Source organism: Pelodictyon clathratiforme (assembly GCF_982375515.1).
Genome location: NZ_OZ455102.1, coordinates 2756168 through 2779977, shown reverse-complemented (window position 1 = coordinate 2779977; position 23810 = coordinate 2756168). Strand labels below are relative to the sequence as shown.

Genomic DNA, 23810 nt, shown 5'->3' with positions numbered 1-23810 from the left:
AAAGTGCTAAATTCTTCACCATGCCCTTGTAGCTCAGTGGATAGAGCAACAGTTTCCTAAACTGTAGGTCGGCGGTTCGAGTCTGCCCGAGGGCACTTTTCTTCAAGCTCCACCCATTGTAACGTCTCTTCTCTTTATATTTTACTCGAAGTTAACGCTGTCCAGCCAAAAGTATGAAGCTTGTCAGGATTCTTTCAGCCATTCTGTTGCTGCTCCTTGTTGCCGATATAGCGCGTTATTTTGTTGTTCCCGATGTTGGACGGCTGGTAGATGAGAATCCAGCAAAAACAGCTTTTATGGAGAGCCGTGAAGCCGAGTGGCGGCGCGACGGGCTCATCGATAAAAAAATAGATCAGAAATGGGTGTCGCTTGATCATGTTTCCCAGAATCTTGTCAAGGCAGTTCTGATTGCTGAGGATGACAAGTTCTGGCAGCATGAGGGGTTTGATTATCAGGCGATTGAGAGAGCGATAGAAAAAAATATTCTCGCAAAGAAATTCAAGATGGGTGGCAGCACAATCAGCCAGCAGCTTGCCAAAAACCTCTACCTCTCTCCGTCAAAAAATCCGATACGCAAAATCAAGGAGGCCATCCTTACCTGGCGACTTGAAAAAACGCTCTCCAAACGTCGTATACTTGAACTTTATGTCAATGTTGCAGAATGGGGAGATGGTATTTTCGGTATCGGCCAGGCAGCCCGCCACTATTATGGTGTCAGTGCGGCCAGGTTAACAGCACGACAGGCGTCAAGACTTGCAGCAATACTGCCGAACCCTATTCTTTATTCTCCCAAAGGTTCATCACGCTATGTTCGTAACCGTTCAAGCATCATCTATGCCATCATGCGCAAGAGGGGAGTTGTTGTGCCTGACTACAGGGAGGTTATGGCCTTAACGCCTGATACCACAGCAGTTGTTGATTCGGTTGTGATCGGTATTCCGGAGAATCTGATGGATCAGTCGCTTTCATCAGACAGTACCACCGGGAAGGTTTCTGAAGGGGATGGAGTTCAGCCAGCGGAGAAAGGAGAAAGTACGACAGAAGTGCCTGCAGAAAGCGGAAACAACAGCACGCCCTGATGCTCTGTGGCATCAGGAGCGCACCGTACGTTACTCGTCCAGAATGGTTTACTGCATTTCAAACAATGATTTGTCAACACCGCAGACCGGGCATACCCAGTCATCGGGAATATCTTCGAACGCTGTTCCAGGTTCTACGCCACCGTCAGGATCGCCGACTTCGGGATCATAGACATAGCCACAAGGTATACAGATCCATTTTTCCATTGATGATTTTCCGTTTTAGGTTAAAGAGTTATAATACATAGCTTTTTACGCACAACACGTTGTCTTGATGGAAGTAACAAAGCGAGATGACCGGTTAAAAGTTCACGCGTCACCTTTTAAAAAGAAGCAAATGATAACCCAGGTATAGACAAAAATGCCCTATTCGAAATTTGATAACTGTGAATTGATTCTTAGGGATGAACTGGCCATTGACAGAACAATCCTGGCAAATGAAAGAACCCTCCTTGCCTACCTGCGCTCAGGGGTTTCACTGGTCATTGCAGGAGTTTCCATGATGCACTTTTCCCAGGAGGGGTGGTTTCAGGCTATAGGAGTTGCATGCATACCGTTTGGTGTGATTACCGCTTTTTTCGGTATGTTTCGGTACCGCACCGTAAACCGCTCCATTACTGTTGTCCGGAGACAGTTACCGAAGCTCAACGATGTAACTTGTTAGCGTTTTCATGGTGGTCAGGAAGGTGATCTTTCGTTTTGTCATTACCCGGACTGTTTCGTCAGATAGGTATAGCCTGCAGCGCAGTCTTTAATCCCCCCACCCAAAAGATGGATGGGGGGATGAGCCGTCATTCATCCTGATCATGCACAGGCTTTTCAATTCTGATGGTCGGAGATTTCATTAACGGCGAATAGGCTGGATGGGTAACTGGTTCATACGCTTTTTCCATGACCGGGACATAACCCAGCACAGGCATATCGGCAAAACCCTTTCCTTCCGATTTGCGAACGCCCTGATAACAATACGCAGGCTGAATATAGTTGCCGCCGTTGTCATAAAGTACCAGTTCAATTTTATCAATAATGACTTTGGCCTCTTTTGCAAAGACGCGATTGACATCTTCGCGGATCAGACTCATTACCTTTTCAGTACCCAAAAGGCTCCGGGAGCCTACCTTTTCACGTGATGCAACTTCACGCCAATGATATTGGACACCAACAGGTATTTCCGATTCAGCAAGAGTCACCGTAATGGATGAACCGAAATTTCTGACTTTCAGACCATCCAGTTCGCGATTAAAATAGACCACAACGGCTTTTTTCTCCGGTACTCTGGCATTGCTCAGCATCTGCATGATGCCGCCGACATGATCGATTTTTAACTCATTTTGATTACGGGGTATCAAGCCTGTATTGATCAGATAATTACGGGCGAGTTTGATTGCTTGCTCATCCGGAAGGAGTCGTCCGGTTTTTTCTGTCAACTTCAGTGCAGGGAAATTGGAATAAAAAAATTCAGTACCATTATTATTCATACTGACTTCAATCTCTTGGCCCGATATGACCATTCGGTCTTCAACAGGTTTCATCATCTCTCGGGAAAAGGATTTAAAACCCGATATTTCAAGGATCTTTGCACAACGATCTACAAGACGTTCCTTCGTCATGAGAGGAGTTTCCATCTTGTAGACCGTGCATCCAGCTTTCGGTGGTGCAATTTTTGCATTGATGACTACTTCGGCAGCGTATGAAGAACGGCTCCAAGCCATCAGACAACCTATGGCCACCCATTTCAGAATAAATCCGAATTGATTATTATTTTTCATAGTATAATCTCTCCGTTTCGGTTTTAGTATTGATAGGTAATAGCAAGGATATTCAAATTTGATGGTGGATCGGATACCTGGGAAAAATAGGTATCATTGGAGGTTCCAGGATGTCCACTCTGCGGGTATGCCCAGATGACGGCGCAATATCCGGGATATACACCTGAACGAACAGAGTTGGCTGCATTGAACCAGGCATCGATATACTTCTGACCGGACAATAAGTTGATAGCGTACTGGTCTTCAACTCTGCCATCATACCAGCCGGTTGTGCGGAAACTCAACAATTGATGCAGTCTGTGAAATACCCCCCACCAGCCACTGGCCCAATCGGCTCGTTCAATTGGCGAAGGTGCAACACTGCATGCGTCAATGGTTAAAAATTCGAGATCAACGTCACCGAGAGAGACTGCTCCACTTGCAAAATTAACAGGATCACAGCAATTTCGCAGGGTGGTGATTGAAAAATTACCTCCATGACCGCTGAAAAATGCGGTATCCATATTGTCTACATAGTAACTGTCGGACGAGGTAAACACCTCCGGTACTGCCCAGTAATATTGTTCATAGGAAAAATGTTTAAGAAAATTCCATGTTTCGTCTACTGCGCCACTCTCTTCCCGGCATACAAAACCTCCTTCTTCCCAGGCAAATGAGCGTGAAGGCATAACTACTGTCAAGAGAAAGAGCAGAGCTCCAATAATCCCCGACAAACGTTTTACTTTGAAAGAAGTCAACATCAAAACCTCCTTAAATTTAGATATTGTAAGTCAGTTTCAGCAAGAGTTGTCCAAATGTACAATAAAGGAGTATTAGAACGGTAAGTATCGCTTAAGAGTTCATAATTTTGTAAAATTTTTGGATGCATTCGCCTGGCGTATACTTATCCCCCGTAGCTTTATGGTCTCGAAGAGGCATTTTGTGGCAACGATGTATGCTGCCACGCGGCTATGCACCTTGTAGCTTAAGGTGGTTTGCTCTACAGCGCGGAAGGCGGGCTGATGGTTTTCGGCGTGCTCTTCATGCTCTTTGCCCCCACACTCGCAGCGAGGGCGCGGGGTTTGAGCGGGAACTCAGAGTGATGGCGAATACCTTATCCTTCAAAGTGCATTTTGCGATTTTTTCCGAGATGAACAATACCGCTATCGCATGTATAGTTCAGAACCACCCCCGCAGTGTCATGGCCTCGGCAACACGTTGTATGGCTACAAGGTATGCAGCCATACGATTTTGCATCTTGTGGTGTACCATTTCGAACCAGGAGACGGTGACGCCGCCACCATTGCAGAGCAGGTCAGAAACCCTCAATAGTGAAGCTCCCTTCGTAGATGATTTTTGCCGGTCCGCTAAGGAAAACCTCGTCCATGCTCTCATTGAACTCTACTTCAAGAGTGTCACCACTTTTAACCGTTACCTGTACGGTGGTCGAGCTGATTTTACCGAGTTTATGGCTCATCAGTGCTGCGGCGACTGCGCCTGTTCCGCAGGCAAGGGTCTCCTCTTCGACGCCGCGCTCAAAGGTACGAAGAGCAAGAGAGTTGGGGGAGGTGATTTCGATAAAGTTGACGTTGGTTCCATCCGGGAAAAAGTCGGTTCTGTGGCGGATGGCGCTTCCTTTTTTGTTGACATCGACGGCGTCAAGATCGGATATATAAATAATGGCATGAGGTGATCCGGTATTGAGGGCAAAGCATTGCTCTCCTTCAAGATCAAGATTCTCTTTGAACCCTTGTGGGGCAAGCATTTTCAGTTTGACGTTTTCTTCTCCGAGCACCCATGCATCGTAACGGTTCCCGTTGGCTTCAAAGGTATAAGCGTTGCCGGAAGCTGCCGGAATCCCGATGGTGAAGGCGAAATAGACGGCACACCGGCCGCCATTTCCGCACATTGAGCCAAGGAAACCGTCTGCATTGTGGTACTTCATGCTGAAGGAAAATGTTGCTGATGGCTCAATGAGAATCAGCCCATCAGCTCCGATTCCTGTTCTTCTGGTGCAGAGTTTATTGATCTGCAAAGGGGTAAGATGGATGGCGAGCGCTCTGTTGTCGATAACAATAAAGTCATTGCCTGCTCCGGAGAGTTTGGTGAATGTGATCTTCATACGGGTGAATGTGTTCGTGATTGAATGAGTAATAACGCTCTTTCCGGAGCAGGCTGATGGCGTACACCAGGGATTGAAAAAAGGGCTTTCATACTGTATAATCAAACAATAGCGCATCAATCAAGAAGTAAAATAATTTATTATTAAATAATTTTTCGTATTTTGCTGCCTAATGCCTCAGGTGATTTGTTTGGAGAATTGTTCTTATTCAAGCTGATTATTATCCGTTTATTTATAGATTTTGAACCTGGTGGTCGTGTGGAGTGTGTTTTGATCCACGGAATAAGCTTACAGGTTCACGCGCAGTATTTTACAGTCAAGGTGCTACCGCCTTATTGTATATCAAGTTAGAGCGCAACAGTTTTCTTTTCGGTTTCTTCAACCTGAATTATGTCCAAAAAAAGGAGAGAATACAATGGCTGAACAAGTGAATCCGGTAGGAGTAAAGCCAAAGGGCACTGTCCCACCACCCAAGGGGAACGCTCCTTCTCCCAAGGGAAACGGCGCCTCGGGTGCCCCCTCTGTTATCAAGGAGCAGGATGCTGCCAAAATGAGAAGATTTCTGTTCCAGCGAACGGAAACCCGATCAACGAAGTGGTATCAGATTTTTGATACTGACAAAGTTGATGACGAGCAGGTAGTGGGCGGTCATCTTGCCTTGCTTGGTGTGCTCGGCTTTCTGATGGCGATCTACTACATCTCTGGCATTCAGGTGTTTCCCTGGGGAACACCAGGCTTTCATGACAACTGGTTTTATCTGACCATCAAGCCAAGAATGGTCTCTCTTGGTATTGACACTTACAGTACGAAAACAGAGGATCTTGAGTTTGCGGCGACGAAGCTTCTCGGATGGGCGTTGTTTCATGTGCTTTCCGGTTCAATTCTTCTTTTTGGAGGATGGCGTCACTGGACACACAATCTTACCAACCCCTTTACCGGACGAACCGGCAATTTCCGTGACTTCAGGTTTCTTGGCAAGTTCGGCGATGTCGTATTCAGCGGAACAAGTGCAAAGAGTTACAAGGATGCGCTTGGACCACATGCTATCTATATGTCGCTGCTTTTTCTTGGCTGGGGTCTCGTCATGTGGCTTGTGCTCGGTTTTGCACCGATTCCTGATTTCCAGACGATCTACTCCGAGACATTCATGTCGTTTGTCTTCGCTGTTATTTTCTTTGCCATGGGTATTTACTGGTGGAACAACCCTCCGAATGCAGCCACTCACCTGAATGACGATATGAAAGCCGCTTTCTCTGTCCACCTGACAGCGATTGGCTATATCAATATTGCTCTTGGCTGTATTGCTTTTGTTGCGTTCCAGCAGCCATCGTTTGCTGCCTATTACAAGGAACTCGATAAACTGGTCTTTTATCTTTACGGTGAACCTTTCAACCGCGTCAGTTATAATTTTGTCCAGGAAGGTGGACGCATTATCTCTGGTTCAAAAGAGTTTGCCGATTTTGAGGCATTTGCAATTCTTCCAAAGAACGGCGCCTCGTTTGGCATGGCAAGGACAGTGATCAACCTTATTGTCTTTAACCATATCATCTGTGGTGTTCTGTATGTTTTTGCAGGTGTTTATCATGGTGGCCAGTATCTCCTCAAAATTCAGCTTAACGGTCTTTACAGCCAGATCAAGTCCATTTTCATTACCAAGGGACGTGATCAGGAAGTCCAGGTCAAGATTCTCGGTTCAGTCATGGCGCTCTGCTTTGCTACCATGCTCTCCGTCTATGCTGTTATCGTATGGAATACCATCTGTGAGCTGAATATTTTTGGTACGAACATTCTGATGTCATTCTACTGGCTGAAACCACTTCCGATGTTCCAGTGGATGTTCACCGATCCGAGTATCAATGACTGGGTTATGGTTCACGTTATTGTTGCCGGTTCACTTTTCTCTCTGATTGCTCTTGTCCGTATTGCTTTCTTTGCGCATACCTCACCACTCTGGGATGATCTTGGACTCAAGAAGAATTCCTACTCCTTCCCTTGCCTCGGCCCTGTTTATGGTGGTACCTGCGGTGTCTCGATTCAGGATCAGCTCTGGTTTGCCATGCTCTGGGGAATCAAGGGTCTTTCTGCAGTCTGCTGGTATATCGATGGTGCATGGATTGCTTCCATGATGTATGGTGTTCCTGCTGCCGATGCAAAGGCATGGGATTCTGTTGCTGGTTTGCAGCACCACTATACGTCTGGTATCTTCTACTATTTCTGGACAGAGACGGTGACGATTTTCTCAAGCTCGCATCTTTCAACCATTCTGATGATTGGCCACCTTGTCTGGTTTATCAGCTTTGCTGTCTGGTTTGAAGATCGTGGATCCCGTCTTGAAGGTGCTGACATTCAGACAAGAACCATCCGCTGGCTTGGCAAGAAGTTCCTCAACAGGGATGTTACGTTCCGTTTCCCTGTACTGACGATTTCCGATTCGAAGATGGCAGGTACATTCCTCTACTTCAGCGGTGTATTCATGCTGGTCTTCCTTTTCATCGGAAACGGGTTTTATCAGACTGATTCTCCTTTGCCACCACAGGTTGGTGATGCGTCGGTATCAGGTCAGGTTATGCTGACACAGGTTGTTGACTATCTGATGAAGCTGATTGCTTGATTTCGTTATCATTGCCGGAGAGCCGTTGACGGCTCTCCGGCAATGATCTTTTTGCGTTTAAAGTTTATCACGTAATTAAAGAGGAGGGTTTTTATGGCCGATCCTGTACAAAAGCCAGATATATCATCACCACCTGTCGCAAAAGCCAAGCCTGCTGCACCAAAAGCTTCAGCACCGGCCGCTGCTAAACCGGCAAAGGCAAAACCGAGTGAGCTTCCTGCAAAGCAGAATGGCAAGCTCAGGATGGAGTCGCTAAATGTCAATCTTGGAAGAAGCGGGCTTCCTCAGGAGTCAGCTTTTCCCGTCAAGAAAGCAGCAGCAAAACCGGCTCCGGGGGCCAAGCCTGCACCAGGCGCGAAACCTGCAGCAGGTGCCAAACCGGCAGCTCCGGCAGCCAAGGGTGCTCCAGCGGCGAAAGCGGCGCCTGGAGAAGCTGCTCCTCAGCCTGTATTGAAAAAGGCTGCACCGAGAGTGAAAAAGCATTACTTTATTCTTGAAAATCTTTGTGTGGGCTGTGGTCTCTGCCTCGACAAGTGTCCGCCGAAAGTGCAGGCCATTGGCTACAAGTTCTATGGGGATGTTCAGGAAGGCGGATTCAGGTGTTATATCGATCAGGATGCCTGTATTTCCTGCTCGGCCTGTTTCTCCACCGATGAGTGCCCCTCAGGGGCCTTGCTTGAAGTTCTTCCTGACGGTGAAGTGCTTGATTTTACCTATACTCCACCCGAAAGACTGGATTTCGATTTACGCTTTCTGCACAGATTTCACCGCGAAGCGCGGTAAGGAAATCTTTTTCTGTCAAGAGTTTCACCAAAGCATTGCTTTTTCGGAGGCAATGCTTTTTTTTTGAAGATCCTTAACGCTCATGTTGGAACAAAACAACGGTAATTCGAAAAAGCAGATCCTCTCCATGGGTAATGAAACCCTGCATGCGCACCCGGCCCTTGTCATTATTCCAACCTTCAACGAAGCTGATAATATTGGCCGCTTGCTCGGTGAGTTGAGAAAACTCTATCCCACTGCGGTAGATATTCTTGTCATTGATGATAACTCTCCTGACGGAACGGCTGACCTTGTGCGCTCCATGCAGCTTGTGATGGACGGAATCCACCTGATTACACGGCCGCGAAAGATGGGTCTTGGTACGGCATATATTACCGGTTTCCTCTACGGTCTTCAAAAGGGGTACCGCTACATTGCAGAGATGGACGCTGATTTTTCGCATGATCCGGCAGTGCTTCAGCGCTTTTTTGATGCCATGAGCGATGCGCATCTGGTGATCGGGTCGCGTTATCTGAACAATACGGTTAATGTTGTCAATTGGCCGCTTGGCAGGTTAATTCTTTCAAAAATGGCAAGCCTCTATACCCGTCTGGTAACCGGAATGCCAGTGGCTGATCCAACGAGCGGTTATAAATGTTTCAGCGCAGAAGTATTGCGATCACTTGACCTTGAGAAGATCAACTCACAGGGCTATTCATTTCAGATTGAGATGAATTTCAGAGTGTGGAAAAAGGGGTTTGCTATTAAGGAGATTCCAATTGTTTTTGTTGATCGGACAGTGGGGAAGTCAAAAATGACCAGGCAGAATATTCGTGAGGCGATCTGGATTGTGTGGTGGCTTAAAATAAAGTCAATTATTGGTCTCCTGTAGGAGCAACCTTCGATGTTGGCTAAATCGGGTTTGCCGGTCACAAAAAAAAAGCCCCGCGATGATGCGCAGGGCTTTTCAATCTTCGTCGTCGCCTTATGGTTTATTATGTTCAGCAATGAGCTGCTGGGCAACATCCGGGGGCGCTTCTTCGTAATGGCTGAAATTATAAGAGTATCGTGCCCGGCTTTGGGTCAGTCGTGTCAAGGCATGATGGAAGGTCGTCAGCGAGGACTGGGGTATGAGTGCATGGATGATCTGCAGCCTTACGTCAGAGTCCATTCCAAGAATTTTACCCCGCTTGCTTGAAATATCACCCACGATTTCTCCGGTATACTGTTCCGGAGCATAGACATGCAAAGCAAAAACAGGTTCAAGCAGAAAGGGTTTTGCATGTTCGAATGCATTTTTGAATGCCATGCTTGCCGCGATTTTAAAGGCAAATTCCGAGCTGTCGACCGGGTGGAATGACCCATCGTAGGCAATTGCTTTGAGATCGATAACGGGATACCCAGCGAGAATACCGTTTGTAATGGCCTCTCGAAGTCCCTTTTCTACTGCGGGCAGATACCTTGTTGGAACAACGCCTCCTACAACCTCGCTTGCGAACTCAAATCCGGTGTCTCTTGCGAGAGGTTCAAGCTTTACCCATACATCGCCATACTGTCCTTTCCCACCGGACTGTTTTTTATACTTGCCCTGGGCAGATGCCGCTACTCGGATCGTTTCACGGTAAGGGATTTTGATGGGAGCTATATCAACCTTTACATTGAACTTTGCCTGAAGTCGGGTGATAATGGTATCAAGATGCGTTTCGCCAAGGGTTTTCAGGATGGTCTGGTTGAACTCAACATCATGCTCTATGGCAAAACTTGGATCTTCTTCGTGCAAGTGATGCAGGCCGGCAGAAATTTTTTCTTCATCACCCTGGGTGATGGGAATAATAGCTGTCGCCAGCACGGGTAGCGGAAAAATGATAGGGCTTATCCGGCAACTGGTTCCTTTGTCTGCCAGAGTATCATTTGTATGTGCATCTTTCAGCTTCACAACCATACCAATATCTCCGGCAAGGAGCTTGTCCACGGGGCTTTTTTTCTGACCGAGAATGGTATAGACCTGGCCCAGTTTTTCAAGCTGTTCAGTCTGGACATCAATCAGCTCATGGCCGGTCTCAATGTGGCCGGAATAGACTCTGAGATAGGAAATCTCACCGACTCGGGGTTCAGACATTGTTTTAAAAATAAAAGCAATTGTCGGTCCATCCGGGTTGGGTTGAATAAGGCTTTTGGTTTCATCAATCGTGCAGATCGCATGTTCCGGACCGCGCTCAATGGGAGAGGGACAGAGATTGACAATGACATTCAGCAACCTCTCTGATCCGATCAGGTGAAGTGGCGATGTACAGAAAACCGGGAAAAATGTTCTGGTAACCAGCGCCGATTTGATTCCTGTCCTCAGCTCATCCTCCGTCAGCGTTCCAATCTCGAAAAAGCGATCCATAAGCGCTTCATCAGTCTCGGCAATGGTCTCGACCAGTTGCTGGTGGAGCTCTTCCGCACGCTTGAGATGGTGCTCCGGAATGTCGGAGATGGTCATACCTCCGGTTTTGTCAGGATTGAACTCAAGCTGTTTCATCAGCAAAACATCAATAAGGGTATGGTGCCCAAGGCCCTCATCGGCGGGAAACTGTATCGGGGTAACAAGATGACCGAAATGATCCTGGAGTCCCTGTATGGTGGTGTTGAAGTTGGTTCGGTCGGCATCGAGCTTGGTCAGAATAAAGAGGGTCGGCTTGTAGTACTCTTTGGTATACTCCCAGATGGTGTCCGTGCCGACCTCAACACCTGATGCGGTATTGACGGTAATGAAGACGGTATCAGCCACCCGCATTGCAGATTTGACATCTCCGTGAAAGTCGAGCAGGCCGGGAGTGTCGATAATATTGATTTTACAGTCATTCCAGAACCCATTGATAAGGCTGGTGTTGAGGCTGTGTTTTCTTTGGATCTCATCAAGAGAGTAGTCGGAAAGGGTGTTTCCTTCATCAATCGTGCCAAGGCGGTTTATGACACCCATCGTCAGGGCAAGTGATTCAGCGAGGATGGTCTTGCCGCTTCCGGCATGGCCTGTAATGACAATGTTTCGCAATTGATCCGGTTGTACGGCTTGCATAGCAGGACTCCTTTTTTTGACTGATAACGAAATAGTAAGCGGCAGCGTCTGTTTTGAAAAAGCAGCTCGATAAATAATAAACAAAAAAAAGTCTGATTTGCTGTTGCAGGGACAAGGAAATGGTCGGGAAAAAAAGATATATTTTCGATTATGTACAGCGGCAAATTGCTTGCCAGGCCTTCTTGTGTATATAAAGCAGGTAACAACCATAAAAAATATTTTGTTATGCCTATTATCACTCAGATTCTTGCACGTCAGATCCTTGATTCAAGGGGAAATCCAACGGTCGAAGTCGATGTCTATACGGAAAGTTCATTCGGGCGTGCGGCTGTACCCAGCGGAGCCTCGACAGGTGTTCATGAAGCTGTGGAACTGAGGGATGGTGATGCAGCCGTCTATCTTGGCAAAGGCGTGCTCAAGGCTGTCGAGAATGTCAATACGGTCATTAATGATGCTCTGACCGGGATGCTGGTTACGGAGCAGGAAGAGATCGATCAGGCGTTGCTTGATCTTGATGGAACACCGAACAAATCGAAGCTTGGCGCCAATGCGCTTCTTGGTGTTTCGATGGCTTGTGCAAAAGCAGGTGCTGAATATTCCGGCCTTCCGCTCTACCGCTATATCGGCGGCACCATGGCCAGCACGCTTCCGGTTCCGATGATGAATGTTCTTAATGGCGGAGCCCATGCGGACAACACCGTTGATTTTCAGGAATTCATGATCATGCCTGCCGGATTTGACACCTTCTCTGATGCTCTTCGCTGTGGGGCTGAAATATTTCATGCACTCAAGGCTCTTCTGAAAAGCAAAGGGTTGAGCACGGCTGTTGGTGATGAGGGTGGTTTTGCTCCGAATTTAAGCTCAAACGAAGAGGCAATTGAACTGGTAATCGAGGCCATTGGCAAAGCTGGTTACAAGGTTGGTTCACCGACGGATAAAGGTGGTTTGGGTGATGCGCAGGTCATGATTGCCCTTGATCCTGCAAGCTCCGAGTTCTATGATTCTGCCAAAAAACGCTATGTGTTCAAAAAATCATCGAAACGCGAGCTGACCTCTCTTGAGATGGCCGAATACTGGGAAAAATGGGCCAGTGACTATCCGATTATTTCAATCGAGGATGGTATGGCCGAAGATGACTGGGAAGGATGGAAAGTGCTGACCGAGAAAATCGGTTCGCGCGTACAGCTTGTTGGTGATGATCTCTTTGTAACCAACAGTAAAAGACTTGCAGAAGGCATTGAGCGGGGTGTTGCCAACTCCATACTTGTCAAAGTCAACCAGATCGGCACGTTGACTGAAACGCTCGATGCAATTGATCTTGCAAAAAGAAACGGATACACTTCAGTTATCAGCCATCGCAGCGGTGAAACCGAGGATAGCACGATTGCCCAGATTGCTGTGGCAACAAATGCTGGTCAGATCAAGACCGGCAGTCTGTCGCGTTCCGACCGTATGGCAAAGTATAATGAACTGCTTCGCATTGAAGAGGAGCTTGGTGATCAGGCTCGCTACCCCGGAAGAAAGGCTTTCCGGGTATAAAGAACTCCGCACAGGGAATCCGTCACAAAATGGGTTCCCTTTGCGTTTCTCCCGCCTTTGTGACTCCCGGCAGTGCATGGCAAACTTAAGCGTTTTGGTATCGTGGAAAAGATGGGCAAGAGAATCTGGGAATATGTTCGCTTCAACCCCAAAAATTTATTTTTCAGGGTGTTGTTGGCCATGTTTGTCTTCTGGATGCTGTTTGATGATTATGGTATCATGAAACGGATCCGTATGGAGGCTGAGCACCGCGCGCTTCTTGATCGCCTGAAGGTCGAGCAGAAGAAAATTATTGATAATGAACTGCGAATCACCTACGCCATGAAACCCGATAGCATAGAGAAGGCGGCAAGGGAAAGATATAATTTCCGAAAACCTGGTGAAACCCTGTTTATCATCAGGGCGCAGTAATTTTTTGTCTAATCGTTCTCCTATTCCCATGTATCAGTATCGTCGTCGATTAACTCGTGAAGTAGTTTTTGGAAATAGAGCATTGGGGGGCTACCAGCCAATACGGGTAGAGTCCATGACCAATACCCATACACTGGATACTGCAGCAACCGTTGAGCAGTGCAGAAGGTTGTATGATGCCGGTTGCGAAATTATCCGTCTCACCGTTCCTACCGAGAGAGACGCTGAAAATTTACGGAATATCAGAGATCAGCTCCGTCGGGATGGAATTGATACCCCGCTTGTCGCTGACATCCATTTTTCCGTGCGTGCAGCGCTCAAGGCGGTTGAATTTGTTGAAAACATCCGCATCAATCCTGGCAATTATGCCACCAGCCAGAAGTTTTTAAACAGTGATTATTCGGAAGAGGAGTATCTGAAAGAGCTTGATCATGTTCGGCTTGAATTTGCTCCTCTGGTTGAGAAAGCGCGTCAACTCGGTGTTTCCATGAGAATTGGCACCAATCATGGTTCTTTGTCCGACCGCGTAGTCAGTCGCTACGGCAATTCGGCGGAAGGTATGGTTGAAGCTGCTCTTGAATTTGCCCGTATCAGTGAAGAGATGGGCTATTTCGATATCCTTTTTTCCATGAAATCGTCCAATGTCCGCGTCATGATCCAGGCTTATCGCCTGCTTGTCGAAAAAGCAGATGCCGAGCTTCGCTATGCCTATCCGCTCCATCTTGGGGTAACCGAGGCTGGCGATGGCGATGAGGGACGTGTTAAATCGGCGATGGGCATCGGAGCGCTTCTTGAGGATGGTCTTGGTGATACCATAAGGGTCTCTTTGACTGAGGATCCTGTCAACGAGGTTCCTGTTGGTTTTGCTCTGGTCAAAAAGTATAACGACTTCCATCTGGTAAAAGGGGATAAAGGCTCTCTTCCTCTGAAACATGTTCTTGAAAGTCAAAACAGGAAGGCATACCAGCCAGCGCTCGATTCTCAGGAACCTCTTCCTTTCAATCCATTCAGCTATCAGCGCCGGGAGTCTCGTCAGACTCTGCTGGGTGGCATGGCCATAGGTGGTGACAATCTGCCGAGAGTTGAAACGGAAGCAGTGGCTCCACTTTCAGAGAGTCAGGCCGTTTTTGAAGAGGTCATGCAAAGGCTTGCACCAGAAAAGCCTCAGGATGCTATTCGCTCCGAGTTTGTTTCTGTTCGCGTCAACGACAAGGCTGATCTTGAGTCACTTGATCGACTGATCGGCAAGCTTGGCGATTATGCCCCCTTTTTGGTTGCCTCGACAAATGATCTGGCCATTTTTGCCCAATTGCTCGATAAAGTCTCAAAAGTCAGGTTTGATATCGTTGAAGGGGAGCGGCTTGGAGAAGATTTTTTACATCTTTTTGATCATGAGTGCCAGGCAGTCGTTGAACTCTGCTTTATCCATGAAACGGCAGGGAACAGAGCGCCTGCAGAGGTGCTTGCCCATTTCGCAAAAAAGATTCGCAGCCAGGGTGTGCAGCGACTCATTTTTTCGATTCTCTCAACCGATTCTGTTTTTGTGTATCGTCGTCTTGTGGAGGTATTTAACCGTTACGCTCTCGATTATCCTCTCATCGTTCGCTTCAAAAAAGAGTCTTCTGACCGACTTGAAACGTTGATCGACAGTTCAGTACAGGCAGGAACTCTATTTTGTGATGGTATTGGAGACATGCTCGCGTTTCATACCAGCCTCTCCTGGGATGATGAGGTGCAACTGGCATTCAACATACTTCAGGGCGCAAGAGTCAGAATGTCAAAAACGGAATTTATCTCCTGTCCAGGCTGTGGCAGAACCTATTTCGAACTGGAAAAGGCTACAGCAGCCATTAAACAGAGAACGGTTCATCTCAAAGGGCTGAAGATTGGCATCATGGGCTGTATCGTCAACGGTCCTGGTGAGATGGCCGATGCCGATTTTGGTTATGTTGGCGCCGGAAAAAATCGCATCAGCCTCTATGTTGGAAAGGAGTGTGTTGAGGAAAATATTTCGGAACTTGATGCCGTTGACCGGCTCATCGATCTTATCAGAGAGCGTGGGAAATGGGTTGATCCGCCATGCAGCATGCCTTGATAACAGGAGCATCCATGGGTATTGGTGCAGCCTTTGCCCGGGAGTATGCCCGTCAAGGTCATAATCTTGTACTGGTTGCCCGCTCGCATGCTCTCTTGCAGACTCTGGCAGAGGAGCTTCGGCGGGAAAGTGGGGTTGCAGTGACGGTTTGTGTTGAAGATCTGAGTGATGCCGAAAGCCCGGCCCGGATTTATGCATGCTGTCGGAGGCAGCATATCGGGGTTGATCTTCTTGTTAATTGCGCAGGGTTATCGTATGCTGGCGATTTTCAGGAGATTCCGTTTGGAAAGCTCGAAGAGATGATGATGGTCAATATGATGGCAATGGCCCGTCTTACGCGTCTTTTTTTGCCGGATATGGTCACAAAAAGAGTCGGGAGCATTATTAATGTCGCCTCTCTTGGTGCTCTTCAGGGAGTTCCTGGCCTTGGTCTCTATTCGGCCACAAAAGCATTTGTTTTAACGCTCAGCGAAGCGCTTCACGGAGAGCTGAAAGGAACGGGGGTAAAAGTGGTTGCGGTCTGTCCCGGTTTCATCAACACAGACTTTTTTGAACATGCAGGTCATAACAGAGCAAACCTCCGTCTTCCGGTGTATGGGACTGGCGTGGTTGTTAAAGCAGCAATCAAAGGTCTGAAAAAAAACAGGGTACGGGTATTTCCCACCCTGATTGATACGGTTCTGGTCTTTTCACAAAGAGCGGTTTCGAGGAAAATTGTTATACGCATTGCCGGTTTTATTGCAGCAGTAAAGGATTGTTGATAAATTATTTCTTTTTTCTTTGTATATCCATAATCAGTCACTATATTACCAGCCCTGTTTTTTGAGTGAGAGAGCTGCTGGTGTAGCTCAATTGGTAGAGCAGCTGATTTGTAATCAGCAGGTTGCGGGTTCGAGTCCCATCACCAGCTCTGAATGAAATGGGTAGGTAGCGAAGTGGTTAAACGCAACAGACTGTAAATCTGTCGACTCTGTCTTCGGAGGTTCGAATCCTCCCCTACCCACAGTTTATCTTGTCAGGCTGATGTAGCTCAGTCGGTAGAGCACTTCCTTGGTAAGGAAGAGGTCATCGGTTCGAATCCGATCATCAGCTCCGGTTTTTGGGGTATTGATAGTATACGTCAGTAGCTTAATTGGTAGAGCAGCGGTCTCCAAAACCGCAGGTTGGGGGTTCGATTCCCTCCTGACGTGCACGCAGAAAAAATTTTCACTGTAGTTTATTTTGCACTTGTATTCATGAATAAATATATCGGCAAGGCAGGTCAGTATTATCGTGATGTAATCAGTGAGATGCGGAAGGTTATCTGGCCGAGCAAGGAAGAGATCAAGGATTTGACGATAGTAGTGTTGACGGTTTCGGGTATTCTTGCATTGTTTACATTTCTTGTCGATTGGGTTATAAATTTCGTTATGGGAAAGTTATTGTAAGAAAAAGTGTTAAGGTTGAATTGATGAGCGCAAGAAAAAAGGACGTTGAAGATCAGGGTGTTCCGGTTGCCCGCTGGTATGCGCTCAGGATTTATTCAGGCCATGAGCGCAAGGTTAAGGAGGCTATTGATGCGGATGTGATTCGCTGTGGCCTTGCCGACAAGATATTACAGATTTATGTCCCTTATGAGCGTTTTGTCGAGGTAAAAAACGGCAAAAAAAGAAGTTTGACAAAAAATGCTTTTCCTGGTTATGTCCTTATTGAGGCAGTACTTGACAAGCAGACGAGGAATTTGATCCTTGATATACCCTCTGTTATGGGTTTTCTTGGTGTAGATGATGTCCCTACCCCGTTGAGACCGGAAGAGGTAGAGAAGATACTTGAGCCGGAGAGCACTATTGAACATCGCTCTGTTGTTGAGGCTCCCTTCAGGATTGGTGATTCGGTAAAGGTGATTGACGGCCCGTTCAGTTCACTGACCGGTGTTGTTCATGAGGTGTGCACCGAAAGGATGAAGGTCAAGGTCATGATAAGCTTTTTTGGTCGCAGTACGCCGACAGAGCTTGATTTTTCACAGGTTAAGTCAGTTTCCCAATAATAGTTGCTTAAGTAATTTAAGCTTCTGAATAGAGATAGTTTATGGCAAAAAAGGTACTCGGTTTTATCAAGCTTCAGATCCCGGCTGGTGCAGCGAACCCTGCTCCTCCTGTCGGTCCCGCCCTTGGACAGAAGGGTGTCAATATCATGGAGTTTTGCAAGCAGTTCAATGCGAAAACCCAGTCTGAAGCGGGGATGATTATCCCTGTAGTTATTACGGTATACTCTGACAAGTCCTTTACGTTTATTACCAAGACCCCTCCTGCAGCCGTTCTTCTCCTCAAAGAGGCGAGTTTGAAGAAAGGTTCAGGTGAACCAAATCGCAATAAGGTCGGGACGGTTACCCGTGACCAGGTTCGCAAGATTGCTGAACTGAAAATGCCGGATCTCAATGCAGTCAACAGCGAAGGGGCTGAAGAGATGATCATGGGTACGGCGAGAAGTATGGGAATTGTTGTTGAGGGCTGAGAACAGTTCTCTTCTGTTTTGGGCTGTGGGAGGCTGAAAAGCCGCTTTTTTTTACCACTTATATAAGATTGTAACAATGGCTGGAAAAAAATACAGAGATGCCGCATCGAAGATCGAACGCTTTCATGAGTACGATCTGGTGGATGCTGTGGTGAAGGTGAGGGAAATTACCGAAGTTAAATTTGATGCGACAGTTGATATTGCCGTAAAGCTTGGTGTTGATCCTCGACATGCTGATCAGGTAGTTCGTGGCACGGTGATGTTGCCGCATGGTACCGGTAAAACGGTTTCTGTGCTGGTCGTCTGCAAAGAGGCAAAAGCTGAAGAAGCTCGTGCTGCAGGAGCAGACATGGTAGGTTTTGAGGAGTATATCGAGAAGATTCAGGAAGGATGGACCGGTGTTGATGTTATTATAGCGACTCCTGATGTTATGGGACAACTTGGTAAAGTTGCCAAGATTCTTGGACCTCGCGGTTTAATGCCAAACCCGAAGTCGGGAACCGTGACGATGGATGTGGCCAAGGCTGTCAAAGAGGTCAAGGCCGGTAAAATCGAGTTCAGAGTAGATAAAGCCGGAAATGTACATGCCCCTGTCGGCAAGGTTTCGTTTCAGCCTGATCAGTTGGTTGCCAATATTACCAGCTTCCTCAAGGAGGTTGTTCGTCTCAAGCCATCAGCAGCCAAGGGTCAGTATGTGCAGGGAATTGCGCTTTCAAGCACGATGTCCCCGAGCGTGAAGGTTAAAATGGAAAAATTTGTCGCCTAATAAAAACGGTTTATACGATGAAGCGAGATAGAAAAGAGGAGATCGTTCAGGAAGTAGCTGAAAAGATCAACAGGTCACAGGGTATATATCTGACGGAATTTCAGGGGTTGAGCGTCGCAAAAATGTCTGAGCTTCGCCGTGAGTTCCGCAAGGTCGGCGTTGAGTATCGCGTTGTTAAAAACACCCTGATCAAACAGGCATTGAAAGACCTTGCTGGTGCAGACAAGCTGGCTCCGGGTCTCAAAAGTACAACAGCAGTTGCATTTGGATTTGATGATCCCGTTGCTCCGGCAAAGGTTATCAGGAAGTTCAGCAAAACCAATGATGCGCTGAAGTTCAAGATGGCGTCGATTGATGGTGTTGTTTTTGGTCCTGATCAGCTCCCGCTTCTTTCCGAGATGCTTACCAAGACGGAAAATATTGGTCGTGCTGCTGGTCTGATCAACGGTGTGGTCAGTTCTGTTCCGATGGTGGTCAATGCGGTTATGAGAAACCTGGTCTGTGCTCTCGATCAGATCGCCAAGCAGAAGCAATAAATTACACAATACTATTACGCACTCAAGAAATTATTATACATTTTAAATTAAACAAGAGAGGGGAATAATGTCTATCGAAACACTTGTAGAGGAAATTGGTAAGTTGACTCTTACAGAAGCTTCAGAGTTGGTGAAGGCTCTTGAAGAGAAGTTTGGCGTCAGTGCTGCCCCTGTTGCAGTTGCCGGAGTGGCAGCCGCAGCCGCAGGTGATGCGCCAGTTGTGGAAGAACAGACCGAGTTTGACGTTGTGCTGACAGCCGCAGGCGAAAGCAAAATCAATGTGATCAAGGCAGTTCGTGCTATTACAGGTCTTGGTCTGAAAGAGGCAAAGGATCTTGTCGATGGCGCTCCGAAGACGGTTAAAGAAGCAATTTCCAAGGATGAAGCAGAAAAGATTGCCAAAGAGCTGAAGGACGCAGGTGCATCAGTAGAGGTTAAATGATCTTTGAAAAGAGTCATTACTAAAGCCAAGCTCCGTTTCGATATGAGACGGAGCTTTGTCTGTTTGTATAAGAACAGTATTGTGAGGTAGTTCCCGTGATGATACGATTAAGGTTAAGCCGATTGTTATCTGTAGTCCGGTTATGTTTTTATGGATATTTGTGATGACTTAATCTGTTAGTAATTCATGCAATTGATAAAAGTGAGGTGCATGTGAAAGTGGCTGATGCAACAACAACACCCTGTATTGACTTTTCAAAAATCCAAAGTATTATAGAGCCCCCCGACCTCTTAAAAGTCCAGTTAGATTCATTCCATAATTTTATACAGGATAGCGTACCTCTCGCCAAAAGAAAAGATCAGGGTCTTGAGAGGGTGCTTCGCGGAGCATTCCCCATTACTGATACCCGGGGTCTCTACCTGCTTGAGTATATTTCATACAGCTTTGATAAACCAAAGTATACCATAGAGGATTGTATTGAGCGCGGCCTGACCTACGATGTCTCCCTTAAAGTCAAGCTAAAACTCTCCTATAAAGATGAGGCTGATGAGACAGACTGGAAGGAGACCATACAGCAGGAGGTTTACCTTGGCAGGATTCCTTACATGACCAACCGCGGCACCTTTATTGTCAACGGCGCTGAACGTGTTGTGGTCGCTCAGCTTCACCGCTCGCCCGGTGTTGTTTTCAGTGAGGCAGTCCATCCGAATGGCAAGAAAATGTATTCGGCAAAAATTGTACCGACCAGAGGTTCATGGATTGAGTTTCAGACCGATATCAATAATCAGATATTTGTCTATATCGACCAGAAAAAAAACTTTCTCGTCAGTGCGCTTTTGCGTGCCATAGGTTTTGCCAGAGACGAAGATATTCTCGGACTCTTTGATCTTGTTGAAGAGCTTCCTCTGAAGTCAAGCAAAAAAGAGCAGCTTGTCGGGCAGTATCTTGCTTCCGACATTGTTGACATGCAGACCGGAGAGGTGGTGAGTGCGAGGACAGCGATAACGGAGGATATTTTTGAGCAGATTCTTGCTGCCGGCTATAAAAGTGTCAAGGTGATGAAGACCTTTGCAGGCGGCGACAAGGGCGTAGACAAATCGATCATCATCAATACCATTCTCAATGACAATTCAGCGACCGAAGAAGAGGCGCTTGAGATTGTCTATGAAGAGTTGAGGGCCAATGAAGCTCCCGATATTGATGCTGCAAGGAGTTTTCTGGAGAGAACTTTCTTTAATCAGAAAAAATATGATCTCGGAGAGGTTGGCCGTTACAGGATCAAGAAAAAGCTCGCTAAAGAATTTGATGATCTGACTGCCTATCTCGCTGAAAAGCCTGAGTTGAAGCAGTTGTCGGATACCATTTACGAGAAAATTCTCCAGACGATACAATCGTTCTCTGATGAGCCGACAGGTGAGGATATTCTGGTGCTGACGCATTATGATATCATTTCAGTCATCTATTATCTCATCAAGCTGGTCAACGGTCTTGCCGATGTTGACGATGTCGATCATCTGGCAAACCGCCGCGTGCGTTCGGTCGGAGAACAGCTTGCAGCCCAGTTTGTTATTGGACTGGCCAGGATGGGAAAAAATGTTCGCGAGAAGCTCAACTCCAGAGACTCGGATAAAATAGCTCCTGCAGACCTGATCAACGCACGTACCGTATCGAGCGTTGTATCAAGTTTCTTTGCAACAAGCCAGTTGTCACAGTTCATGGACCAGACCAATCCTCTGGCTGAAATGACCAACAAGAGAAGGGTTTCTGCCCTTGGACCAGGTGGTCTTACCAGAGAGCGGGCAGGTTTTGAGGTTCGTGACGTTCACTATACACACTATGGCAGGCTCTGTCCGATTGAAACACCTGAAGGTCCCAATATCGGTCTGATCTCCTCGCTTTCAGTCTATGCCGAGATTAACGATAAAGGTTTTATCCAGACACCTTATCGTGTGGTTGATAAAGGTCAGGTGACGGATACCGTTCTGATGCTTTCGGCTGAAGATGAAGAAAACAAGATAACGGTACCAGTCAGTGTTCCCCTTGACGAAAACCGAAAGATTGCCATGGAGACGGTTCAGGCCAGGACAAAAGGAGATTATCCGGTTGTTGCGGCTGAGGATGTCAACTATATGGATGTCTCTCCCGTACAGATTGTTAGTGCTGCAGCAGCGCTGATTCCCTTCCTTGAGCACGATGACGGTAACCGCGCACTGATGGGTGCAAACATGCAACGCCAGGCGGTTCCGCTCTTAACCTCGGAAGCTCCTGTTGTCGGTACCGGTATGGAAGCAAAGGTGGCTCGGGATTCCCGTTCAGTCATTGTTGCCGAAGGGGCCGGAGTGCTCGAAGATGTTACGGCAGAATATATCCAGGTGCGTTATGATCTCAATCCTGACAATGATGTTCGCCTCTCGATGCTTGATCCTGATGAAGGGCTGAAAACCTATAAATTAATCAAGTTCAAGCGATCCAACCAGGACACCTGTATTTCACAGAAACCTCTTGTTCACATTGGTCAGCGTGTCGAAAAAGGAACCGTTCTTGCAGATAGCTCATCGACCGATAATGGTGAACTGGCACTTGGAAAAAACGTTCTGGTCGCCTTCATGCCCTGGCGTGGCTATAATTTTGAAGATGCTATCATTCTCAGTGAAAGGCTGGTCTATGACGATGTCTTTACCTCAATCCATATTCATGAATTCGAGGCCAATGTCCGGGATACCAAGCGTGGCGAAGAGCAGTTTACCCGTGACATCTACAATGTCAGTGATGAAGCGCTCAGAAACCTTGACGAGAATGGTATTGTGCGCATCGGTGCGGAAGTCAAGGAGCGGGATATTCTTGTCGGAAAAATAACGCCAAAAGGAGAGAGCGATCCAACACCGGAAGAGAAGCTGCTCAGGGCGATTTTCGGTGATAAATCGAGTGATGTCAAGGATGCTTCAATGCATGTGCCAGCCGGAATGAAGGGTATTGTTATCAAGACAAAGCTCTTCAGCCGCAAGAAAAAGGTTGGTATGGATGTAAAGGAAAAGCTTGAGGTTGTCGACAAGAGATTTGATTCCAAAGAGTATGATTTGCGAAAGCGGTTTGCAAAATGGATCAAACAGCTTCTTGGAGGCAAAAGCTCGGTTGGTGTATACAATGATAAAGGCAAACAGCTCATTGCCGAGGGTTCGGTGTACGATGAAATCCTTCTTGCGAAGTTCAGCGCAATGCCTTTCCTCGAGTCCATCGACTTTACAAAAGGGTTGACCGATTCCAAAAAAGTAAATGACAATGTCATACGCCTTGTCAAAGAGTTCCGTTTCATGCTCAAGGATCTGGCTGATGAGCGTGACAACGAAAAATATAAAATCAATGTTGGCGATGAACTTCCTCCAGGAATCGAGGAGCTGGCCAAAGTCTACATTGCCCAGAAAAGAAAGATTCAGGTCGGCGACAAGATGGCCGGTCGGCACGGAAACAAGGGTGTTGTCGGTAAAATTCTCTCGATTGAGGATATGCCTTTCATGGCTGATGGTACCCCGGTTGACATTGTTCTCAACCCGCTTGGTGTGCCGAGCCGTATGAATATTGGCCAGCTCTATGAAACATCGCTCGGCTGGGCAGCAAAGAAGCTTGGTGTCAAGTTCAAGACACCGATTTTCAATGGCGCTACCTATGAGGAAGTACAGGCTGAACTTGAAAGAGCTGGTCTTCCGGCTCATGGAAAAGTAAGTCTTTTCGATGGTCGTACCGGCGAGCGCTTTGATGACGAAGTGACAATTGGGTATATTTACATGCTCAAACTCAGTCACCTTGTCGATGACAAGATTCATGCCCGTTCCACTGGCCCATACTCGCTCATAACCCAGCAGCCGCTTGGTGGTAAAGCGCAGTTTGGTGGTCAGAGGTTTGGTGAAATGGAGGTTTGGGCACTTGAAGCTTATGGCGCGGCCAATATCCTTCGGGAGATGCTGACGGTCAAATCAGATGATGTGATAGGGCGGAACAAAACCTATGAGGCCATTGTTAAAGGACAGAACCTGCCAGAGCCAGGAATACCTGAATCCTTCAATGTTCTTGTCAGGGAGCTGCAAGGATTAGGTCTTGAGATACGTATTGACGACAAGGTTCCTTAGTAATGTGTTAATTGGCGTGTA

Annotated in this window: 22 protein-coding genes and 5 tRNA genes; 21 read left to right on the top strand and 6 right to left on the bottom strand. The window is 47.1% G+C overall.

Annotation, left to right across the window (positions count from 1 at the left end; translation table 11 throughout):
* Positions 1–22: 22 nt before the first annotated feature.
* Together AC56AD_RS13625 and mtgA are read left to right on the top strand one after the other, a co-directional pair.
* Positions 23–95, top strand: a tRNA-Arg gene (locus AC56AD_RS13625).
* Between the two features lie 78 nt (positions 96–173).
* Positions 174–1079, top strand: a complete 906-nt coding sequence (gene mtgA / locus AC56AD_RS13620) for a monofunctional biosynthetic peptidoglycan transglycosylase (RefSeq protein ID WP_012509330.1) — start codon at positions 174–176, stop codon at positions 1077–1079.
* Positions 1080–1127: 48 nt separating this feature from the next.
* Here the strand turns inward: mtgA and rd are convergent, their stop codons facing one another.
* A complete protein-coding gene (gene rd / locus AC56AD_RS13615) occupies positions 1128–1286 on the bottom strand; it encodes a rubredoxin (protein WP_012509329.1) in 159 nt (52 codons plus the stop codon).
* Between the two features lie 154 nt (positions 1287–1440).
* On the opposite strand from rd, the gene AC56AD_RS13610 reads away from it, so the two are divergent.
* Positions 1441–1743 (top strand): DUF202 domain-containing protein, encoded by a 303-nt coding sequence (locus AC56AD_RS13610; protein WP_012509328.1) that lies wholly within the window; start codon positions 1441–1443, stop codon positions 1741–1743.
* A 127-nt stretch (positions 1744–1870) separates the two neighbouring features.
* Here AC56AD_RS13610 and AC56AD_RS13605 read toward each other — a convergent pair whose 3' ends face one another.
* The 4 genes from AC56AD_RS13605 to dapF form a co-directional block, all read right to left on the bottom strand.
* Positions 1871–2848, bottom strand: a complete 978-nt coding sequence (locus tag AC56AD_RS13605; protein WP_012509327.1) for a hypothetical protein — start codon at positions 2846–2848, stop codon at positions 1871–1873.
* Between the two features lie 23 nt (positions 2849–2871).
* Entirely contained in the window at positions 2872–3588 is a 717-nt protein-coding gene (locus AC56AD_RS13600; protein WP_012509326.1) for a DUF6345 domain-containing protein, read from the bottom strand.
* A gap of 418 nt (positions 3589–4006) precedes the next feature.
* Positions 4007–4156 (bottom strand): hypothetical protein, encoded by a 150-nt coding sequence (locus AC56AD_RS13595; protein ID WP_190274003.1) that lies wholly within the window; start codon positions 4154–4156, stop codon positions 4007–4009.
* The gene (gene dapF / locus AC56AD_RS13590) at positions 4143–4949 is read right to left on the bottom strand and encodes a diaminopimelate epimerase (RefSeq protein ID WP_012509325.1); all 807 of its coding nucleotides are present in this window, start codon (positions 4947–4949) and stop codon (positions 4143–4145) included. Before dapF ends, AC56AD_RS13595 begins: the two co-directional genes overlap by 14 nt.
* Positions 4950–5364: 415 nt before the next feature.
* Here dapF and AC56AD_RS13585 point away from each other — a divergent pair, with 415 nt between their 5' ends.
* The 3 genes from AC56AD_RS13585 to AC56AD_RS13575 all read left to right on the top strand — a co-directional run bounded on the left by AC56AD_RS13585 (position 5365) and on the right by AC56AD_RS13575 (position 9214).
* A complete protein-coding gene (locus AC56AD_RS13585) occupies positions 5365–7560 on the top strand; it encodes a photosystem I psaA/psaB family protein (RefSeq protein WP_012509324.1) in 2196 nt (731 codons plus the stop codon).
* Between the two features lie 93 nt (positions 7561–7653).
* Positions 7654–8343 (top strand): ferredoxin family protein, encoded by a 690-nt coding sequence (locus AC56AD_RS13580; RefSeq protein WP_012509323.1) that lies wholly within the window; start codon positions 7654–7656, stop codon positions 8341–8343.
* A gap of 127 nt (positions 8344–8470) precedes the next feature.
* Complete coding sequence (locus AC56AD_RS13575; protein ID WP_223293929.1) at positions 8471–9214, top strand: polyprenol monophosphomannose synthase; 744 nt, start codon at positions 8471–8473, stop codon at positions 9212–9214.
* A 93-nt stretch (positions 9215–9307) separates the two neighbouring features.
* Here the strand turns inward: AC56AD_RS13575 and AC56AD_RS13570 are convergent, their stop codons facing one another.
* Complete coding sequence (locus AC56AD_RS13570) at positions 9308–11383, bottom strand: elongation factor G (protein WP_012509321.1); 2076 nt, start codon at positions 11381–11383, stop codon at positions 9308–9310.
* 225 nt (positions 11384–11608) lie between these two features.
* Here AC56AD_RS13570 and eno point away from each other — a divergent pair, with 225 nt between their 5' ends.
* From eno to rpoB, 15 genes are all read left to right on the top strand, one after another.
* The gene (eno, locus tag AC56AD_RS13565) at positions 11609–12922 is read left to right on the top strand and encodes a phosphopyruvate hydratase (protein ID WP_012509320.1); all 1314 of its coding nucleotides are present in this window, start codon (positions 11609–11611) and stop codon (positions 12920–12922) included.
* Positions 12923–13033: 111 nt separating this feature from the next.
* Positions 13034–13333 carry an FtsB family cell division protein gene (locus AC56AD_RS13560; protein ID WP_041526567.1) on the top strand — a complete coding sequence of 100 codons (300 nt, stop codon included), beginning with the start codon at positions 13034–13036 and terminating at the stop codon, positions 13331–13333.
* A gap of 28 nt (positions 13334–13361) precedes the next feature.
* Positions 13362–15428, top strand: coding sequence for a (E)-4-hydroxy-3-methylbut-2-enyl-diphosphate synthase (gene ispG / locus AC56AD_RS13555; protein ID WP_012509318.1), 2067 nt, complete (start codon positions 13362–13364; stop codon positions 15426–15428).
* Positions 15413–16189, top strand: coding sequence for an SDR family NAD(P)-dependent oxidoreductase (locus tag AC56AD_RS13550; protein ID WP_012509317.1), 777 nt, complete (start codon positions 15413–15415; stop codon positions 16187–16189). Before ispG ends, AC56AD_RS13550 begins: the two co-directional genes overlap by 16 nt.
* 76 nt (positions 16190–16265) lie before the next feature.
* A tRNA-Thr gene (locus AC56AD_RS13545) sits at positions 16266–16338 on the top strand.
* Positions 16339–16349: 11 nt separating this feature from the next.
* Positions 16350–16431, top strand: a tRNA-Tyr gene (locus AC56AD_RS13540).
* 16 nt (positions 16432–16447) lie between these two features.
* Positions 16448–16520 (top strand) — tRNA-Thr (locus AC56AD_RS13535).
* A 25-nt stretch (positions 16521–16545) separates the two neighbouring features.
* Positions 16546–16618 (top strand) — tRNA-Trp (locus AC56AD_RS13530).
* Between the two features lie 45 nt (positions 16619–16663).
* Positions 16664–16855 (top strand): preprotein translocase subunit SecE, encoded by a 192-nt coding sequence (secE, locus tag AC56AD_RS13525; protein ID WP_012509316.1) that lies wholly within the window; start codon positions 16664–16666, stop codon positions 16853–16855.
* A gap of 23 nt (positions 16856–16878) precedes the next feature.
* Positions 16879–17454, top strand: a complete 576-nt coding sequence (nusG, locus tag AC56AD_RS13520) for a transcription termination/antitermination protein NusG (protein ID WP_012509315.1) — start codon at positions 16879–16881, stop codon at positions 17452–17454.
* A gap of 41 nt (positions 17455–17495) precedes the next feature.
* Entirely contained in the window at positions 17496–17921 is a 426-nt protein-coding gene (gene rplK / locus AC56AD_RS13515) for a 50S ribosomal protein L11 (RefSeq protein ID WP_012509314.1), read from the top strand.
* A 76-nt stretch (positions 17922–17997) separates the two neighbouring features.
* The gene (gene rplA, locus AC56AD_RS13510) at positions 17998–18687 is read left to right on the top strand and encodes a 50S ribosomal protein L1 (RefSeq protein WP_012509313.1); all 690 of its coding nucleotides are present in this window, start codon (positions 17998–18000) and stop codon (positions 18685–18687) included.
* A 17-nt stretch (positions 18688–18704) separates the two neighbouring features.
* Entirely contained in the window at positions 18705–19223 is a 519-nt protein-coding gene (gene rplJ, locus AC56AD_RS13505; RefSeq protein ID WP_012509312.1) for a 50S ribosomal protein L10, read from the top strand.
* A gap of 67 nt (positions 19224–19290) precedes the next feature.
* On the top strand, positions 19291–19665 hold the full coding sequence (gene rplL / locus AC56AD_RS13500; protein WP_012509311.1) for a 50S ribosomal protein L7/L12: 375 nt from the start codon (positions 19291–19293) through the stop codon (positions 19663–19665).
* 218 nt (positions 19666–19883) lie between these two features.
* Positions 19884–23789 (top strand): DNA-directed RNA polymerase subunit beta, encoded by a 3906-nt coding sequence (rpoB, locus tag AC56AD_RS13495; protein ID WP_041526912.1) that lies wholly within the window; start codon positions 19884–19886, stop codon positions 23787–23789.
* The last annotated feature ends 21 nt before the right edge of the window (positions 23790–23810 follow it).

Coding starts and splice junctions, on each gene's coding strand:
- eno (WP_012509320.1), top strand. CDS start 11,609: ATGCCTATTATCACTCAGATTCTTGCACGTCAGATCCTTGATTCAAGG.
- ispG (WP_012509318.1), top strand. CDS start 13,362: ATGTATCAGTATCGTCGTCGATTAACTCGTGAAGTAGTTTTTGGAAAT.
- rd (WP_012509329.1), bottom strand. CDS start 1,286: ATGGAAAAATGGATCTGTATACCTTGTGGCTATGTCTATGATCCCGAA.
- AC56AD_RS13610 (WP_012509328.1), top strand. CDS start 1,441: ATGCCCTATTCGAAATTTGATAACTGTGAATTGATTCTTAGGGATGAA.
- AC56AD_RS13570 (WP_012509321.1), bottom strand. CDS start 11,383: ATGCAAGCCGTACAACCGGATCAATTGCGAAACATTGTCATTACAGGC.
- rplA (WP_012509313.1), top strand. CDS start 17,998: ATGGCTGGAAAAAAATACAGAGATGCCGCATCGAAGATCGAACGCTTT.
- AC56AD_RS13600 (WP_012509326.1), bottom strand. CDS start 3,588: ATGTTGACTTCTTTCAAAGTAAAACGTTTGTCGGGGATTATTGGAGCT.
- nusG (WP_012509315.1), top strand. CDS start 16,879: ATGAGCGCAAGAAAAAAGGACGTTGAAGATCAGGGTGTTCCGGTTGCC.
- rplJ (WP_012509312.1), top strand. CDS start 18,705: ATGAAGCGAGATAGAAAAGAGGAGATCGTTCAGGAAGTAGCTGAAAAG.
- dapF (WP_012509325.1), bottom strand. CDS start 4,949: ATGAAGATCACATTCACCAAACTCTCCGGAGCAGGCAATGACTTTATT.
- AC56AD_RS13605 (WP_012509327.1), bottom strand. CDS start 2,848: ATGAAAAATAATAATCAATTCGGATTTATTCTGAAATGGGTGGCCATA.
- AC56AD_RS13550 (WP_012509317.1), top strand. CDS start 15,413: ATGCAGCATGCCTTGATAACAGGAGCATCCATGGGTATTGGTGCAGCC.
- rplK (WP_012509314.1), top strand. CDS start 17,496: ATGGCAAAAAAGGTACTCGGTTTTATCAAGCTTCAGATCCCGGCTGGT.
- AC56AD_RS13585 (WP_012509324.1), top strand. CDS start 5,365: ATGGCTGAACAAGTGAATCCGGTAGGAGTAAAGCCAAAGGGCACTGTC.
- AC56AD_RS13560 (WP_041526567.1), top strand. CDS start 13,034: ATGGGCAAGAGAATCTGGGAATATGTTCGCTTCAACCCCAAAAATTTA.
- mtgA (WP_012509330.1), top strand. CDS start 174: ATGAAGCTTGTCAGGATTCTTTCAGCCATTCTGTTGCTGCTCCTTGTT.
- rplL (WP_012509311.1), top strand. CDS start 19,291: ATGTCTATCGAAACACTTGTAGAGGAAATTGGTAAGTTGACTCTTACA.
- AC56AD_RS13580 (WP_012509323.1), top strand. CDS start 7,654: ATGGCCGATCCTGTACAAAAGCCAGATATATCATCACCACCTGTCGCA.
- secE (WP_012509316.1), top strand. CDS start 16,664: ATGAATAAATATATCGGCAAGGCAGGTCAGTATTATCGTGATGTAATC.
- AC56AD_RS13575 (WP_223293929.1), top strand. CDS start 8,471: ATGGGTAATGAAACCCTGCATGCGCACCCGGCCCTTGTCATTATTCCA.